This window comes from Streptomyces sp. NPDC088147 (genome assembly GCF_044741565.1).
Taxonomy (GTDB): domain Bacteria; phylum Actinomycetota; class Actinomycetes; order Streptomycetales; family Streptomycetaceae; genus Streptomyces.
In genome coordinates this window covers 179549-196106 of the sequence record NZ_JBIUSY010000006.1, presented here as the reverse complement: position 1 = coordinate 196106, position 16558 = coordinate 179549, and the positions used below count along the sequence as shown (strand labels likewise).

The window sequence follows — 16558 nt, the reverse complement described above, 5'->3', positions numbered from 1 at the left end:
CCTACGGGGCGTGCGAGGGCCTCGTGGTCCCCGGAGGAACACTGGTGTCCCTGATGACCAACTCCATCGGGATGAGGAGTGGTTCGCTGTCGGGCTCCGAGGTCATGAACAGCTCCAGCCGCTCGGCGGCCTGCCTGCCGAGCTGGTCCCGGGGGCCCGACACCGTGGTGAGGAGGCGGCCCGAGGACGGCATGCGGTCGAGCGACAGGTTGTCGCATCCGATGACGGACATGTCGTCGGGCACCCTGACGCCCCGCTCCTCGAATCCGGCCATGGCGCCGAGAGCCACGAGGTCGTTGTACGCGACGATCGCCGTGATGCCTGTGTCCGGCAGCGGGGCGATCGCCTCGTACCCATGGCGGGTGGTGGAGCCGCAGGGGACGACGGTGATGTCGAGGCCGAAGGCGGCGGCCGCGGCGAAGGCCCGTACGCGCTCCGCGTTGGCCCAGGAGGCCTCGGGGCCGCTGAGGTACGCCACGCGGCGGTGCCCGAGCTGGGCGAGGTGCCCGCAGACCAGTGTCATGCCGCCGTAGAAGTCGACCGAGACCGAGGGCGTGCTGAGGCCGGGCACCATCCGGTTGACCATGACCATCGGAGTGCCCTGGAGGGTCAGGTCCACCAGCGAGGCACGGTCCATCCGGGTCGAACACAGCAGCACCCCGTCGCAGCACCGCATCAAGTCCTGCGCGTACTCGTATTCGCTCGCCGCGTTCTCGTCGGACTCCATGATCATGACGCGGCGTCCGTGGGTACGGGCCACACTGGAGACCGCCTTGAGGATGTCGGGGAAGTACGGGTTCGCCAGATCCGGGACCAGGACCCCGATCGCGCCCGCCTCGCCGCGGGCCAGTCCCTGGGCGGCCGCGTTGGGCCGGTAGCCGAGGTCCGCGACGGCGTCGTGCACCCTCTGCACCAGCGAAGGGTCCACCTTGGCAGTGCCGTTGAGCACCCGGGACACCGTGGAGGTCGAGACGCCGGCCGCCGCGCCCACTTCACGGATGGTCACCCGGGACCGCCCTGTCTCGCTGCCTGATCTGCCGATCCGCGACCTGCTCAACGAGCGCCTCCGAAAGTCCGGGAGAAAACAACAACCTCAGGCGGAAATCATCTGGGTAGGCCACCGGCCGGTTGCCGCGGAGGCCGTGGGCGTACCTCTGACAGGGTAAAACGATTCACTGCGCCTCGTTTTCCCTCCGCGCGTCCGCGATGAGGTCCCGCAGGTGGTTCACGTCACGCTGAAGCACGCGCTCCAGCGATCCGAACGGGTAGTGGACGTGGAGCGAGAGCGGGCCCCGGTAGCCGCGCCGGAGCAGGAGCGGGAGGATCTCCGGCCAGTTGACGACGCCGCCGTCGGCGAGTGGCTGCCAGTCACACTCCCAGCCCCGCGTACCCCGCTGCCACACCGCGTTCTTGACGCCGACGCAGCCGATACGTTCGACGCCCAGCATGTCGAGGCCGAGCCGCATGTCCTCGCTTCCCTCCTTGGCCTGGTTGCCGGGATCGGCGTAGACGAGGACGTCGCCGTGTCCTTCAAGGAGCCGCAGAGCGTGTGCCGCTGAGATGTGCAGGGTGCCGTGGTGCAGTTGGAGCGCGGGCCGCACACCATGAGCGGCGGCGAGGTCCACGAGGCCGGCCAGCCGCCGGCGGGCGTCGTCCAGGTGCGTCGTGTAGTCCCCGTGCCCGGGGTAGCGGTAGAAACCGATACGCACCAGAGGGACCCCCGCTTCGGCGCAGCTCGCGATGATCCGCTCCGCCTCCGGCCCGGCGGCCGTGAGATCGGTGGTGACGATGTCGAGCCCGAGCCCCGCGCGCTCCAGGGTGCGTGCCGCGGCGACGATGTCCTCCGGGGTGCTGGGCGTTACCGCCTGCCCCGCACGGACGAGAAGGTCGGTGCCGTCCACGCCCAGGGAGGCGAGCCGGTCGGCGACCCGGTCGACACTGGTGGATCCGAACGGTTTTGTCAGGACGATCAAGCGCACAACGGCGGCCCTCCGGTCTCGGTTCTGGTGTGTGAAAGCGTTTCCTCAGAACCTACCAGCCATGTCCTTCGCGTACGCGACCTGGCACAAAGAGCAGGTCAGAGGTGATGTGGAGGAGCCTCTTCCAGGGTGGATAAAATTGATCTTGTGAAAACGCTTGCTCGGATCTTCTGCCGCCCCTAGCCTCATCCGCACCTCGGGCCCTGGGTTTCAGTGGGGGCCGATCGGTCGGCAGAGGTCAGTGGTGCCCTCGCCGTAACGCCAGCAGGAGGACTCTGATGCTCAAGAGACGACGTTCGAGGACAGTCGCCGCGCTGATGACGGTGATGGCGGTGGGCCTGTCCGGCTGCGGGACAAGTGGGGACGGCGCCGCGGAGGACACCCTCACCATCTGGGACTTCTCCGTGGAGCAGACCGGCTTCCACGACAAGGTCGTCGCCCAGTACGCCAAGGAGCATCCCGGAACCAAGGTCGAGTGGCGGTCGATCTCGCAGGACGAATACCAGCAGACGCTCCCCCTGGCCTTCCAGAGTCACCAGGGGCCGGACATCTTCTACTGGAGTTCCGGCGGCCCGTCGAACATGGCCCAGTTGCTCGACCAGAAATGGATCCGGCCGCTGACTTCGGACGGCAAGGTCTCCAAGGACTTCACCAGCCGCTGGCCGGAGGGCTCGTTCGTCGAGGGGATCAACACCTACCAGGGCAAGACCTACGGTTTCCCCTTCTCCGAGAACCTCTACTGGGGTCCCGGATACATGTTCCTGAACAACAAGGTCTTCGAGGACGCCGGGCTCGACACGGCGAATCCGCCCAGGACCTGGTCGGAACTGAAGGACTCCTGCGCCCGGATCGAGGCCAAGACCGACGCCTACTGCATCGCGTCCCCCAGCAAGGAACAGGAACTCCAACGCATCTGGTTCGCGCTCGCGTCGGGAGCGTCGACCGACCTGTTCTTCAATTTCCACGAGGGCAAGTTCTCGCTGGACGACCCGCAGGCCCTGAAGACGTTCTCGTACATCCAGGAGCTTCAGAAGGCCGGTTACCTGGCCCCCGGGCTGAACGACAAGAACTTCTCCCGGCAGCAGTTCGCCGTCGGGCAGGCCGGGATCTACCTGGACGGCACCTGGGTACCCAGTGTCTGGAACAGCCAGGGGTTCACGGGCGACAAGTACACCGTCGCGGCCCATCCCGTACCCGACGGCGGGGCGACCGGTGCCCTGGCCCGCCAGCACGACGGCAACAAGTACTGGGTGAGCTCACAGACGAAGAAGGCGGAAGCCGCCTCGGAATTCCTGCAGTGGATGACCGAGCCCGACGGCTACTTCGCGAAGGAGTACCTCAAGACCGGCTTCGGAACGCTCGCGTTCGCCGATTCGGCCAAGCAGGTCACCGACCCCGCCGTGAAGCAGATCATGAAGATCGCGGATCAGCCGGGCTACCGCGTGAACGTGCCCGTTCCTGTCCAGAAGTGCCCCGACCTCGTCAAGTCGACGGCCTATCTGGACGCCATCTCCAAGCGGCCCAACTGGGAGTACGAGGCGATGGTCGAGGCACTCACAAGCGGAAAGCCGCTGGCCCCGGAGGCGAAGAAACTGGTCGCGGAGCGTCAGAAGACCCTGGAGGACGGGCTCAAGAAGGAAGCGGCGTCGGGCCTGAAGGTTTCGATCGACTGCTACACCTTCCCCGACTGGAAGTACACCGAGGACTACTCGCCGAAGCAGTAGTGGCCGCGAGTTCAACCCCGACCGGTCCACCCCGCACCGCCCGTACTTCCCCGCAAGACGAGGACCTTTCATGACAGCCGTTCAGATTCCCCCGCCGGCCGCACCCCCTTCAGCAGAGCCCGCTCCGCGGAAGGACGCGTCGAGGGAACCGCCGCCCAGCCACGAGGCACCACGCGAGCGGGCCAAAGGATGGGACCGCCTGTGGGTGGCCCTCTTCATGGCCCCCTTTCTTCTCCTGTACATCGGGTTCACGATGTGGCCGCTCGTCGCGACGGTCTACTACTCGTTCTTCGACTGGTCGGGCAGCGGGCCGATAGACAACTTCGTCGGCACCGACAACTACGGGTCCATCCTCGGCGACAGCCTCTTCTGGCTCGCCGTGGCCAACACCCTGATCTTCGCCGTGCTGACCACGGCGATCAAACTTCCGCTCTCTCTCGTCGTCGCCGTTCTCTTCACACGGAAATGGCTACGGGGCAAGAGGGTCTTCCGTACCGTGTTCTTCGCGCCGCTGATCATCCCGGTGGCCATGGCGGGTCTCGTCTTCACGTACCTGCTCAATCCGTCGAACGGCGCACTCAACGCGATTCTGCATGACCTGGGGATCACGGACGAGTCGGTCGACTTCTTCGCCTCGCGGTGGAGTTCCCTGCTGGCGCTGGTACTCATCTCGGTGTGGCAGGTGTTCGGCCAGTACGTCATCTACTGGATGGCCGCCATCCAGAACGTCCCCGATGAGCTGTACGAGGCGGCCGAAATCGACGGCGCGAGTGAATGGAAGAAACTCACCCGCATCACGCTGCCGATCATCAAGCCGGTGGCGGTCATCATCCTGCTGCTCGGCCTGGTCAACGCCATGCATGTGTTCGGGCTGGTCGTCACCCTCACCGGCGGCGGTCCCGGCACCAGCAGCTATGTCGTCTCGTACTTCATCTACGAAGAGGCGTTCGGAAGTCTGCCCTTCTCCTACGGATACGCTTCGGCCGCGGCGCTGCTCTTCTCGGTCATCGCCTTCATCATTGTCATGAGCCAGGGCTTTTTCGTGCGCCGGGCGCAGAAGCTCCGGAAGGAGTACGGCGTCTGATGAGCACAACACGAGAGCGTTTCCGAATGCGCCGGGCCACCCGGGCCAATCTCATCACGCTGCCCCTGCTCGTGGTGGTCTCCCTCATCTGGATCTACCCCTTCCTCTGGACCGTCTCGGGGGCGTTCAAGACCCAGACGGGACTATTCACCGGGGGTGCGGGACTCATCCCCGACCAGTTGAACTTCGAGAACTTCCGACGTGCCTGGGTGAACGCCGGATTCTCGCGATTCTTCTTCAACACCGTGCTGTACACGGTGATATCCACCGCCATCGAACTGGTGAAATCGGCGCTGTGCGGTTACATCCTCGCGCGCTACGATTTCCCCGGCCGTAAACTGCTCCACCGGACCATCGTCGCGACCCTGTTCATCCCGGTCGCCTCGATCATCATTCCCCAGTTCGTACTGGTCGACCAGCTGGGTCTGCTCAATACGCGGGCCGGTGTCATTCTCGCGATGTCGGGAGCCGCGGGCGCACTGTACGTACTCCTCTTCATCGGGTTCTTCTCCAGCGTGCCGCCCGCCCTCTTCGACGCGGCCAAGCTCGACGGCGCGGGCTTCCTGCGCACCTTCCGCCTCGTCCTCCCGCTCGCGAAACCGGTGATAGCGGTGGTGGTCATCTTCCAGTTCGTCAGCAACTGGAACGAGTTCAACATCCCCCTGGTCTTCACCCTGGGCCAGCCGGAGTTGCAGAACCTCGCCGTCGGAATGCTCTCGTTCAAGGGCGAACACGCCGTGGACTGGACCGGGTTCGCCGCCGGGATGACGATCTCGTTCGTCCCCATGCTCCTCGTCTTCCTCTTCTTCCAGAGCTACTTCGTGCGTGGCCTGGCCGGCGCGACCAAGGAGTGACACGCGTGATTGAAGCGACTCTTCCCGCCGACCGGTCCACGGGTCCGGCCCGGGGCCGCGACGGGACGTTCGCCTACACCTGGGACATCGTCGGCGATCCGGCGGCGGCGGACCGGATCGCCGGCCTGGGGCTGGGCACGGTGACCCTCCAGGCCGGCTACCACGCGGTACGGGCGATATCACCCCGGCACCCGCGCCACAGAATCGTGCACGCGGCACACGCCGCCGCGTACTTCCCGCTCACCCCCGAGATCTGGAAGGGGCAGACACTCACACCGCTGCCCCCCACCTGGGGAGTGGACGTGCCGGACCGTTTCGGCGCCGCCGCGGCTGCCCTGAACGCCGCCGGTCTCCGTATCGAGGCATGGCTGGTCCTCACACACTCGTCGGTCCTCGGCGCCCGCGCCCCCCACCTCACGGTCCGCAACGCCTTCGGCGAGCACTACTCGTACGCTCTCTGTCCGGCCCACCCGGAAGTGCGTGCCTACGCCCTCAACCTCGTCCGGGAGGTCTGCGGCCGCTACGACGTGCCCAGCCTGATGCTGGAGGCCTGCGGCTGGCTCGGATTCGAGCATGGCAGCCATCACGAGAAGACCCACGGCGTGGACCTCTCGCCCGGCTGCCGCGATCTGCTCTCCATCTGCCTGTGCACGGCCTGCTCCGCGGCGCTCGCCGGCGACGGCGTGGATCCGGACGCCCTGGCGCACGACATCCGCACCGCCGTCGACGACGAACTGGCACACGGCCGCCCGGCCCCCGCCACACTCACCGAGACCCTCGGCGAGGACCACGCACAGGGGTTGTTCCGTCACAGACACGCCGTCATAGCCGAACTGACCAGCGCCGTCGCCTCCGTGGCACCGGACCGTGAACTGCTGCTGATGGCGGACGACAACCCTCAGGCGACCGGCCCCGACAGCGGAGTGGACGTCACCGCGTTCGGCGGCCCCGCCGATGCCTTCGTACTGAAGTGCTGGGGCGACGAGGACAGCGCGGTCGCCGCAGTCGCACAGGCCGTACGGCGCACGGCCGTTCCGGTAATCGCCAACGTCTCCGTACTCGAAGACCCGCCGGACACGATCGCGCGGCGCGTCGCCCGGCTCGGCGCAGCGGGCGCCCAGCAGATCCGCTATTACCACGCGGGACTGGCCTCGGCCTCCCGGCTCGCCGCACTGCGCACCTCCGTACAAGGGGAACAGCGATGACACTCACCGGCATCTACGCCATGAACCCGGCCCTCTTCGAGGATGTCTACGGTCCCGAGGAACGCGCCGCCATCGAACAGCATGTCCATATCCGGCATCCGCTGTGCCCCGGCGACGCCCTCACCCCGGAGCACCTCGCCGAGGTGGATGTCCTGATCACCGGCTGGGGCGCCCCCCGGCTGAACGCCGCACTGCTCGCGGCCGCGCCCACACTCGGCCTCGTGCTGTACGGCGCCGGTTCCACACGCGGCCTGGTCACCCCCGACTCCTGGGCCCACGGTGTCAGGGTCACCTCCGCGGGACCGGTCATCGCCGAGACCGTGGCCGAGTTCACGCTCGCGCAGATCCTGTACGCGCTCAAACATGGATGGCGCTACGCGCTCGGCTCCCTGCGCAACCGGGCACCGGTACCCAGGCAGCCCGAACTCGGCACCGGCGGCTCGGCCGTCGGCCTGGTCTCGCTCGGCGCCGCGGGCCGCGCGACGGCGCGTCTGCTCTCCCGCCACGACGTACACGTCCAGGCGTACGACCCCTACGCGAGCCCGGACATGGCCGCTGAACTCGGGGTCCGGCTGGTCCCACTGGACGAACTCTTCGCCACCAGCGACGTGGTGAGCCTGCACACCCCCTTGCTCCCGGACACCGAGGGCATGATCGGCACCCGGTTCCTCGCATCCATGAAATCCGACGCCACCCTGATCAACACCGCCCGGGGCGGACTGATCGACGAGCCCGCACTCATCGAGGTGGCCCGCCGGCGGCCGGACCTGTTCTTCGCACTCGACGTCACCGATCCGGAACCCCCTCCGGCCGGTTCCCCCCTCTTCTCCTTGGACAACCTCGTGATCACACCCCATCTCGCCGGAAACCTCGGACCGGAGCGGCGCCGACTCGGCCGCGCCATGGCCGATGAACTGGAGCGTTATGTGACCGGACGCCCGCTTCGCCACGAAGTGACGGCCGACGGAACGCGGTACGCGGCATGACCGGGGACCGTCACCTGCTGGTGATGCTGCCGCCCCACGACCAGCGCACGGCCTCATGGCCGGCCCGGCTGGAGAGTGCCGTCCCCGCGATCAGGGTCGTACGGCCCGAGACGCGGGAGGAGACGATCGAGGCGCTGGGCCGGGCCGACGCGGCGTACGGCACGCTCCCGGCGGAACTCCTGCCGCACGCGGGCCGGCTGCGCTGGCTGCAATCCCCCCAGGCAGGACCGCCGCCCGGCTTCTACTATCCGGAACTCGTCCGGCACCCCGTCCGCGTCACCAACATGCGTGACACCTATACCGACCATGTCGCGGCGCACACCATGGCGCTCGTCCTCGCCCTGGCCAGGGGCCTGCCGCGCTATATGCGAGACCAACTCGCGCCGCTGTGGGCCCCCGACTGGTCGCCGGACTCGGTGATCCCCCTCTCGGAGATCCGCGCCCTGATCGTCGGAACGGGAGCGGTGGGCGCCGAGGTCGGACGGCTGCTCGCCGCGTTCGGTACCGAGGTCGACGGCATCGACGCCCGGCAGACCGTGGCCCCGCCCGGGTTCACCCGTCTCCACCGGCCGGAGCGGCTGGAGGCCTGCCTTCCCGAAGCCGACCTCGTCATCGTCACCCTTCCGCACACACCGCACACGGAAGGGCTGGTCAACGCCGAGCGGCTGGCGATGATGAAGCCGACCGCCTGTCTGGTCAACGTCGGCCGCGGCCAGACGGTCCGGCTCGACGCACTGACCGAGGCGCTCGACAAGGGGCGGCTCCGGGCCGCCGCCCTGGACGTCTTCGAAACCGAACCGCTCCCGGCGGACCATCCTCTCTGGCGCCGCCCCGACGTCCTGATCACCCCTCATGTCGCCGGTGCCGGCCCGCACGCCGACGAGCGCCGCCTCGCCGTCCTCGTCGACAACGCGAAGCGATTCACCGAGGGAAAACCGCTGGTCAATGAGGTCGAAAAGGCGAATTGGTACTGAGGAGACCCGGACCATGACGCACCACACCCATGGATCGCCCACCATCGAACGCGTCGAGACCTTCACCGTCGCCCTGCCCACCCTGCGCGACTTCGCCGTCGCCGGCGGTCCCGTCACCCGCGGCGGCCGGCCCGCCATCCGCGTCCTGGTCAAGGTGACGGCCTCGGACGGCAGTGCGGGCTGGGGCGAGGCCACACCGATCCCCTCGTGGACGTACGAGACCACCGAGTCGATCGTCTCCACCATCGACCACTATCTGGCGCCCGCGGCGACCGGACGGGCACTCTGGGATCTCGACGGACTCGTCAGGACCTTCGACCGGACCATCAGCCGGGGCTTCTCGATCGGGATGCCCCTGGCCCGTTCCGCCGTCGACGTCGCCTGCCACGACGCCCTCGCCCGGTCACGGGGCCTGTCCCTGGGCGAACTGTGGGGCCGCCGCCGCAGCGACACCGTCGAACTCGCCTGGATAGTGACGGGCACCGACGCGGCGGCGGCACGGGACTCCGTCGCCGAAGGCCGGGCGAACGGCTACCGCCACTTCAAGGTCAAGACAGGTGTCGCCGCCGGGGCCGATGACCTCGCCGTCGTCACCGCCGTCCGCGAGGCCGCCCCGGACGGCATCCTCTGGGTGGACGCGAACCAGTCCTGCACCGCGGACTCCGCGCTGCGCATGGCACGGGCACTGGAACCCCTCGGCGTCACCGCGTTCGAACAGCCGCTCCCCGCCAACGACATCGACGGTCTGCGCAGACTGCGCGACCTGAGCCCGGTGCCGGTGGCGGTCGACGAAAGCCTGCGGCACCCCAGCGATCTGGCCACCTTCGTACGCCTCGGTGCCGTCGGAACCGCCGTCGCCAAGGTCCAGCGCTGCGGCGGCCTCACCCTGGCCCTGCGCCAGTGCCAGCTCGCGGAGGACTGCGGAGTGGAGATCATGGGATCGGGCCTGACCGAGTCCGACATCGGACTCGCGGCCTCACTCCACCTCTTCGCCGCGTTCGGCGTCACCACCCCCGTCGACCTCAACGGCCGGCAGTTCCTCACGAGCCCCTATGCCACCGACCCGGTCATCCGCATCACCGCGGGAACCGCCGAGGTACCCGCGGGACCGGGCCTCGGTATCGGCGTCAACGAGGAGGTGATACGCGAACTTTCCGCCTGAAGCACGTAATCCCCAACATGAGGAGCCGTTCATGTACCAGTTCACGTCCCCCACATCGCGTCGCAGGCTGTACTTCGGTCTCGCGTCCCTCGCCGCCTGCGCCACGCTGGTCGCCGGCAGTCCCGCGGCCTTCGGCCTGCCGGCCCAGTCGCCGACGGCGACCCCGGCCGCCTGCCCCGCGCCGTCCTCGGTGCTCGGGCTCACCAGCAACTGGAAGATCCAGCTGCCGGTGGACGACCCCAACGCCTCGGGTACCCAGCCCCTGGAGATCAAGCAGCCCGCGCTCGCCTCGTACGCCATCAACCCGTGGTTCACCCCGACCTCGGACTGCAAGGGCGTCACGTTCCGCGCGGCGGTCAACGGGGCGACCACGACCAACACGTCCTACCCCCGCTCGGAACTGCGGGAGATGACGAACAACGGTGCGTCCCTGGCCAGTTGGTCCTCGTCCTCCGGCACGCACACGCTCATCATCGACCAGGCCATCAACCGTCTGCCGGCGACGAAGAGCCATGTCGTCGCGGGACAGATACACGACGGCAACGACCGCTCGGTCTTCCGGCTGGAAGGAACCAGCCTGTACGTCACCAAGGACAACGACACCCACTACAAGCTGGTGACGAGCAACTACAAGCTCGGCACGAAGTTCGAGGCGAAGTTCGTCGTGAGCGGCGGCAAGATCAAGGCGTACTACAACGGGGTCCTCCAGACCACCATCACCTCGGCCTTCACCACCGGGTACTTCAAGGCAGGGGTCTACACCCAGGCGAACTGCGGCAACTCCTCGCCGTGCAGCAGTGACAACTACGGCGAGACCACGATCTACAACGTCAGCGTCAAGCACAGCTAGGGCGTGTCGCTGACATAGCGCGGTCCGCCCACAGGGCGGGGCCCGCGCCCGCGGTGGCGACAGGCCGCCGCGGGCGCGGGCGATCGTACGGAGCGAAGGCGCCGGTCAGGAGCCGACGTAGGCCGCGAGGTGCTCGCCGGTGAGGGTGGAGCGGGCGGCGACGAGATCGGTGGGTGTGCCCTCGAAGACGATCCGGCCCCCGTTGTGCCCCGCACCGGGGCCGAGATCGATGATCCAGTCGGCGTGGGCCATGACCGCCTGGTGGTGTTCCACGACGATGACCGACTTGCCGGAGTCGACGAGCCGGTCGAGCAGACCGAGCAGCTGCTCGACGTCCGCGAGATGGAGACCGGCGGTCGGCTCGTCGAGGACGTAGACACCGCCCTTCTCGGCCATGTGGGTGGCCAGCTTGAGCCGCTGCCGCTCCCCGCCGGACAGCGTGGTGAGCGGCTGGCCGAGGCTGAGATAGCCGAGCCCGACGGCGGCCAGCCGGCCGAGTATGGCGTGCGCGGCCGGTATACGCGCCTCGCCGGCGCCGAAGAACTCCTCGGCCTCGGACACCGACATCGCGAGCACCTCGCTGATGTCACGGCCGCCGAGGTGGTACTCCAGCACCGAGGCCTGGAACCGCTTCCCCTCGCACTCCTCGCAGGGGGTGGCGACTCCGGCCATCATCGCCAGGTCGGTGTAGATGACACCCGCGCCGTTGCACTGGGGGCAGGCGCCCTCGGAGTTGGCGCTGAACAGCGCGGGCTTCACCCCGTTGGTCTTCGCGAACGCCTTACGGATCGGGTCGAGCAGTCCGGTGTACGTCGCCGGGTTGCTCCGCCGCGAGCCGCGGATCGGACCCTGGCCGACTGACACCACACCCGCGTCGGCCGCCCCCGACCGTCGCGGCAGCGATCCGTGCACGAGCGAACTCTTGCCGGAGCCGGCGACGCCGGTGACGACGACGAGCACCCCGAGCGGGATGTCGACATCGACGTCGCGCAGGTTGTGCGTCGTCGCGCCGCGGATCTCCAGCGTGCCGGTGGGCTTGCGCACCGACTCCTTGAGGGAGGCCCGGTCGTCGAAATGGCGGCCGGTGATGGTGCCGCCGGTCCGCAGCCCCTCGACGGTGCCCTCGAAGCAGACCGTGCCGCCCGCGGCGCCGGCGCCGGGGCCGAGATCGATGACATGGTCGGCGATCGCGATCGTCTCCGGCTTGTGCTCCACCACGAGCACGGTGTTGCCCTTGTCCCGCAGTCGCAGCAGCAGGTCGTTCATCCGCTGGATGTCATGGGGGTGCAGGCCGGTGGTGGGCTCGTCGAAGACATAGGTGGTGTCGGTGAGCGAGGAGCCGAGGTGGCGGATCATCTTGACGCGCTGCGCCTCGCCGCCCGACAGCGTGCCCGAGGGACGGTCGAGCGACAGATAGCCGAGCCCGATCTCCACGAACGAGTCGAGGGTCTGCCGCAGCGTGCCGAGCAGCGGTGCCACCGAGGGCTCGTCGAGACCGCGCACCCATGCGGCCAGGTCGCTGATCTGCATCGCGCACGCGTCGGCGATGCTGATCCCGCCGACCCGCGACGACCGGGCCGCCTCGCTGAGCCGGGTGCCGTCGCACTCGGGGCAGGCGGTGAAGGTGACCGCGCGGTCCACGAACGCCCGGATGTGCGGTTGCAGCGCGTCCTTGTCCTTGGAGAGGAACGACTTCTGGATCTTGGGGATGAGCCCCTCGAAGGTGAGGTTCACCCCCTCGACCTTCACCTTGGTCGGCTCCCGGTAGAGGAAGTCCCGCATCTCCTTCTTCGTGAACTCGCGGATCGGCTTGTGCGGGTCGAGGAGGCCCGACTCGGCATAGACCCGCACCGTGAAGAAGCTGTCGGACTTCCAGCCCGGGATGGTGAACGCGCCCTCGGCGAGCGACTTCGAGTCGTCGTAGAGCTGGGTGAGATCGATGTCGGAGACCGCGCCGCGGCCCTCGCAGCGCGTGCACATGCCGCCGGTACGGCTGAAGGTCTGTGTCACGGTCTTGCGGGCGCCGCGTTCGACCGTGATCGCACCGCTCGCCCGTACCGAGGCGACGTTGAAGGAGAACGCGTTGGGCGAGCCGATGTGCGGCTGCCCGAGTCGGCTGAAGAGGATGCGCAGCATCGCGTTCGCGTCGGTGGCGGTGCCGACCGTGGAGCGGGCGTCGGCGGCCATCCGCTGCTGGTCGACGATGATCGCGGTCGTCAGCCCGTCCAGGACGTCGACCTCGGGCCGCGCCAGCGTCGGCATGAAGCCCTGCACGAACGCGCTGTACGTCTCGTTGATCAGCCGCTGCGACTCCGCGGCGATCGTGCCGAACACCAGGGAGCTCTTGCCCGAGCCGGAGACGCCGGTGAGCACCGTCAGCCGGCGCTTCGGGATCTCGACGCTGACGTCCTTGAGGTTGTTGACGCGCGCGCCGTGCACGCGGATCACATCGTGGCTGTCGGCGACATGCGGCGCGGGCGACCCCGTGTCCGTCCTCGTGGCCATGCTCATCGTCTCTCCATCTGTCGGGCGGGGTCGCCTTCGCGGTCTCCGTCGGCGTCGCCGCTTCGGCTCCTGGCACAGCTCGGCCCCGGGAACGTGGGCGATACGGAACCGTTGGTACGTGGCCGACGCGGCCGGGGCGATGCCGGGTGTGCGCGTCGAGCGGTCACCCCGCTCCCGCGGCAGCGCGTCGATCTTCAGGGACGTCGGCTTCGCCCGCGGCTTTCGGAAGCGCCTCGCCGTCCCGGTCGAGCGGCCACGGTACCAGGGGCGGTGGACCGTCCTCCGTGGCTCCGGCCACCCGGACGACCTGTCGTGCGCGGGCTCCTTGTGTTCATGACGGTCACACTAGGTGTGGCTCGGTGCCGGTGCTTCTCGATTCCTGACCGGTCTGGTCACCTGCTTCGCCACGCAGGACGGCATCCCCGCCGTCGCGCTCGCCGCCCGGTGCCGGTAGACGCTGGGCGGCATGCCGACGAGTTCGGTGAAGCGTGTGCTGAAGGTGCCCAGCGACGCGCAGCCGACCGCGAAGCACACCTCGGTGACACTGAGGTCGCCACGACGCAGCAGCGCCATCGCCCGCTCGATGCGACGTGTCATGAGGTAGCCGTACGGCGACTCGCCGTAGGCGGCCTTGAACTCGCGGCTGAGGTGCCCGGCCGACATGTGCTCGCCGCGCGCGAGCGCCTCGACGTCCAGTGGCTGCGCGTACTCCCGGTCGATCCGGTCGCGGACGCGACGCAGCCGCGCGAGGTCGCGCAGGCGCTGCTCCGGGGTGGGTCTGCTGGTCACATGCGCGATGGTACGTCGTGGGTGTGACAGTCTCCCGAAGTGTTCCACTGACGTCACCGGCCCCCCGGCCGGCCACGCCGACCGGTTCGTCTGGTCGTCGGACCCCGCAGGCGGCGGGACATGATGGGGTGCATGCGCGAGCTGACCTATTCCGATGTGGGCATGACGGCGAAGAACGGACCGGCACCCCCGGGCTTCCACCTGCTGCGGCTCCGTATGTCACTGGGGTTCGGCACGTACGACCGTGCCGCCGAAGCGCTCTTCGGGTGGGGGATGCACCGGGCCACTCCCTTCATCCGTGTTCCGGACGACACTCCGCACGCCGCGCCCGGCGTACGGGTGCTGGTGCGGGCAGGACCGCTCAGGGCGCCGTGCCAGGTCGTATGGACCGTCGACGAGAGGCATCGGACCGGGTTTGCCTACGGGACGCTCGCCGGACACCCCGAGTGCGGTGAAGAAGCGTTCGTCCTGGAACGCCTGCCGGACAACTCCACCGACTTCGTCATCGTCGCGCTCAGCCGGCCCTCGGCCTGGTATACGAAGGCGCTGGGCCCCGGCGGACGCTTGCTTCAGCATGCCGTGGCGCGCCAGTACGCCCAAAGCCTGCGGCGGCTGGCCCGGACGACGTGAGACAGGCTCTGGGGCACGGGGTGCGCCGAGAGCCCGAGGCGTCGCGTCACCAGGCGCGGCCGTCATGCCGGGAGTGGCTGCTCGGTCCAGATGATCTTGCCGGAGGCGGTGTAGCGCGTCCCCTGGTGCTGGGTGAGCCGGCTGACGATCGACAGTCCGCGGCCGCCCTCGTCGGTCGTTTTCGGCTGACGCCTGTGCGGGCCCGAGCCGCTGGTGTCGGAGACCTCGCAGATCAGTGTGCGGTCGTCCCTGATCAGGCGGAGACCTATCGGGCCGTCGGAGTAGCGGATGGCGTTCGTGACGAGTTCGCTGATCACCAGGGTCGTGCTGTCCGTGAGGTCGTCGAGTGCCCAGGCCGCCAGCTGCCGGCCGGCCCAGTCGCGGGCGGTCGCGACGGCGGCGGGATCCGGTGGCAGGGTCCGGGTGGCGACGTCCTTGGCCTCCAGCGCCCGTGTGCGGGTCAGCAGGAGGGTCGGTTCACGGTCCGGTGGCAGGTCACGCAGCATGTGGTCGCGGAGTCGTGAGACGTCGGGTCCGGATGCGGCCAGCGCCTCGTGGAACCGTTCCATGGTCGGGTCGGCGCTGGTGTGGGGTGTGGGGGAGAAGCCGCCGTTCAGGAGCAGGGTGCTTCCCGGGGGTGCCTCGAACTCGGTGTTCTCGAACGGCAGATCGCCGACGCCCAAGGGGGAATGGGGGGCGAGGCGGGGGGCGCTGACGTCGCCGTTCGGATGGGCGATCATCAGCGTCGGGCCGCCCGCACGGGCCGAGACACAGCGCTCCGTGGCGGGGTCGTAGATCACGTAGAGGCAACTGGTCCCGGTCTGTTCCGCCTCGCGGGGCCCCCGGCACGGGACCGGGCGCTGACGTTCCAGGCGGATCACCGTGTCGTCCAGACGCGTGAGCAGTTCGTCGGGCCGCAGGTCGAGCGCCGAGAGCGTGGTGATCACCGCGCGCAGCCGGGTCATGCCGATCGCGGCGTCAACCCCCTTCCCCTCCGCTGTCCCCACCACCAGGGCCACCCGAGCGCTCGACAGCGGGAGGACGTCGAACCACTGCCCGGTGGCGGCCTCCGCCGGGACATGGCCGTGCGCCGCTTCGAGCGCGCTGAGGGGCGGCAGCCGCTCGGGCAGCTGCGAACGCCGCAGAAGCCGTGCGAGAGCCTCCTCCTCGATCTGGCGGCGGACGGTGTCCAGGCACCGGGCCGCGCGGTCCGCGAGCGCGGCGGCTTCCCTGAAGTCGTTCTCGTCGAACGGGCTCGATTCGTCGCGCCGGTACAGAACGAACAGACCGAGGACCACGTCCCGGATGGTCAGCGGCAGCACGATGAGGGAGTGTGCCCGTGCCTCACGGAGGACACGGGCGCGCCGGGGGTCGCGGACGAGCCACCGGCTGTCGTGGTTCAGATGGCGGATCAGGCGGGGGCGCAGATCGGAAAGGCTCTGTCCGTACGGCGTCGCGGGCCTGACCAGGCTCACTTCACCGACCTCGTACGCGCCGCGGGCCGCTTCTCCCCGCGTGCTCACGAAAGCCGCGCGGCGCAGCCTCTTGCTTCCGTCCACCGGTCCGGGCGGTGGCACGTCGCCGCGCAGCAGGACTTCGAGGACGTCGACGGAGGAGGCGTCGGCCAGCTTCGGAACCGCGGCGCCGGCGAGTTCCCCGGCGACCTGGAAGAGCCTTCGGCTGTGCGGTGGGTCGGTGTGAGACGTCATGGTGTTCATCCTGTGCGGGAGACGCTGGTCTGCTCTCCTTCCGAGCCTGCTGCCCAGGGGCCTCCGCGGCGTCGGCACTGATCCGCAGGCGGCCCTTCGCGTTGCAC

At 68.8% G+C, this 16558-nt stretch carries 14 protein-coding genes; 9 read left to right on the top strand and 5 right to left on the bottom strand.

The features are described 5' to 3' along the window. Position 1 precedes the first annotated feature (1 nt). Positions 2–1006 carry a LacI family DNA-binding transcriptional regulator gene (locus ACIOGX_RS21710; RefSeq protein ID WP_401915366.1) on the bottom strand — a complete coding sequence of 335 codons (1005 nt, stop codon included), beginning with the start codon at positions 1004–1006 and terminating at the stop codon, positions 2–4. Between the two features lie 166 nt (positions 1007–1172). Beyond that, positions 1173–1973, bottom strand: coding sequence for a sugar phosphate isomerase/epimerase family protein (locus ACIOGX_RS21705; protein WP_401915363.1), 801 nt, complete (start codon positions 1971–1973; stop codon positions 1173–1175). Positions 1974–2257: 284 nt separating this feature from the next. Here ACIOGX_RS21705 and ACIOGX_RS21700 point away from each other — a divergent pair, with 284 nt between their 5' ends. The 8 genes from ACIOGX_RS21700 (at position 2258) to ACIOGX_RS21665 (ending at position 10818) form a co-directional block, all read left to right on the top strand. Then, the gene (locus tag ACIOGX_RS21700; protein WP_356507635.1) at positions 2258–3703 is read left to right on the top strand and encodes an extracellular solute-binding protein; all 1446 of its coding nucleotides are present in this window, start codon (positions 2258–2260) and stop codon (positions 3701–3703) included. A gap of 217 nt (positions 3704–3920) precedes the next feature. Further along, positions 3921–4787, top strand: a complete 867-nt coding sequence (locus ACIOGX_RS21695; RefSeq protein WP_356507633.1) for a sugar ABC transporter permease — start codon at positions 3921–3923, stop codon at positions 4785–4787. Then, the gene (locus tag ACIOGX_RS21690) at positions 4787–5641 is read left to right on the top strand and encodes a carbohydrate ABC transporter permease (protein WP_129767801.1); all 855 of its coding nucleotides are present in this window, start codon (positions 4787–4789) and stop codon (positions 5639–5641) included. The genes ACIOGX_RS21695 and ACIOGX_RS21690 overlap by 1 nt, the downstream gene beginning before the upstream one ends. Positions 5642–5646: 5 nt before the next feature. Further along, entirely contained in the window at positions 5647–6846 is a 1200-nt protein-coding gene (locus ACIOGX_RS21685; protein WP_356507630.1) for a hypothetical protein, read from the top strand. Next, positions 6843–7832: a hydroxyacid dehydrogenase gene (locus ACIOGX_RS21680; RefSeq protein WP_401915358.1), complete on the top strand. Its 990-nt coding sequence runs from the start codon at positions 6843–6845 to the stop codon at positions 7830–7832. Before ACIOGX_RS21685 ends, ACIOGX_RS21680 begins: the two co-directional genes overlap by 4 nt. Continuing rightward, entirely contained in the window at positions 7829–8806 is a 978-nt protein-coding gene (locus tag ACIOGX_RS21675) for a D-2-hydroxyacid dehydrogenase (RefSeq protein WP_401915355.1), read from the top strand. The genes ACIOGX_RS21680 and ACIOGX_RS21675 overlap by 4 nt, the downstream gene beginning before the upstream one ends. Positions 8807–8819: 13 nt before the next feature. Continuing rightward, positions 8820–9968: a mandelate racemase/muconate lactonizing enzyme family protein gene (locus ACIOGX_RS21670; RefSeq protein WP_401915352.1), complete on the top strand. Its 1149-nt coding sequence runs from the start codon at positions 8820–8822 to the stop codon at positions 9966–9968. A 31-nt stretch (positions 9969–9999) separates the two neighbouring features. Further along, positions 10000–10818, top strand: a complete 819-nt coding sequence (locus tag ACIOGX_RS21665) for a polysaccharide lyase family 7 protein (RefSeq protein ID WP_401915349.1) — start codon at positions 10000–10002, stop codon at positions 10816–10818. A gap of 105 nt (positions 10819–10923) precedes the next feature. On the opposite strand, the gene ACIOGX_RS21660 is transcribed toward ACIOGX_RS21665, so the two are convergent. After that, a complete protein-coding gene (locus ACIOGX_RS21660) occupies positions 10924–13329 on the bottom strand; it encodes an ATP-binding cassette domain-containing protein (RefSeq protein ID WP_401761540.1) in 2406 nt (801 codons plus the stop codon). A gap of 339 nt (positions 13330–13668) precedes the next feature. Then, positions 13669–14112, bottom strand: coding sequence for a helix-turn-helix transcriptional regulator (locus ACIOGX_RS21655; protein ID WP_384767564.1), 444 nt, complete (start codon positions 14110–14112; stop codon positions 13669–13671). Positions 14113–14244: 132 nt separating this feature from the next. Between ACIOGX_RS21655 and ACIOGX_RS21650 the strand changes: the two genes are divergently transcribed. Beyond that, positions 14245–14742, top strand: a complete 498-nt coding sequence (locus ACIOGX_RS21650) for a DUF1990 family protein (protein ID WP_401915346.1) — start codon at positions 14245–14247, stop codon at positions 14740–14742. 62 nt (positions 14743–14804) lie between these two features. Here ACIOGX_RS21650 and ACIOGX_RS21645 read toward each other — a convergent pair whose 3' ends face one another. Continuing rightward, positions 14805–16451: a SpoIIE family protein phosphatase gene (locus ACIOGX_RS21645; RefSeq protein WP_401915343.1), complete on the bottom strand. Its 1647-nt coding sequence runs from the start codon at positions 16449–16451 to the stop codon at positions 14805–14807. Positions 16452–16558 lie beyond the last annotated feature (107 nt).

Excerpts from the sequence above, each read along its gene's own strand:
- ACIOGX_RS21700 (WP_356507635.1), top strand. The coding sequence starts at position 2,258 with ATGCTCAAGAGACGACGTTCGAGGACAGTCGCCGCGCTGATGACGGTG.
- ACIOGX_RS21695 (WP_356507633.1), top strand. The coding sequence starts at position 3,921 with ATGGCCCCCTTTCTTCTCCTGTACATCGGGTTCACGATGTGGCCGCTC.
- ACIOGX_RS21690 (WP_129767801.1), top strand. The coding sequence starts at position 4,787 with ATGAGCACAACACGAGAGCGTTTCCGAATGCGCCGGGCCACCCGGGCC.
- ACIOGX_RS21680 (WP_401915358.1), top strand. The coding sequence starts at position 6,843 with ATGACACTCACCGGCATCTACGCCATGAACCCGGCCCTCTTCGAGGAT.
- ACIOGX_RS21675 (WP_401915355.1), top strand. The coding sequence starts at position 7,829 with ATGACCGGGGACCGTCACCTGCTGGTGATGCTGCCGCCCCACGACCAG.
- ACIOGX_RS21670 (WP_401915352.1), top strand. The coding sequence starts at position 8,820 with ATGACGCACCACACCCATGGATCGCCCACCATCGAACGCGTCGAGACC.
- ACIOGX_RS21665 (WP_401915349.1), top strand. The coding sequence starts at position 10,000 with ATGTACCAGTTCACGTCCCCCACATCGCGTCGCAGGCTGTACTTCGGT.
- ACIOGX_RS21660 (WP_401761540.1), bottom strand. The coding sequence starts at position 13,329 with ATGAGCATGGCCACGAGGACGGACACGGGGTCGCCCGCGCCGCATGTC.
- ACIOGX_RS21650 (WP_401915346.1), top strand. The coding sequence starts at position 14,245 with ATGCGCGAGCTGACCTATTCCGATGTGGGCATGACGGCGAAGAACGGA.
- ACIOGX_RS21645 (WP_401915343.1), bottom strand. The coding sequence starts at position 16,451 with ATGACGTCTCACACCGACCCACCGCACAGCCGAAGGCTCTTCCAGGTC.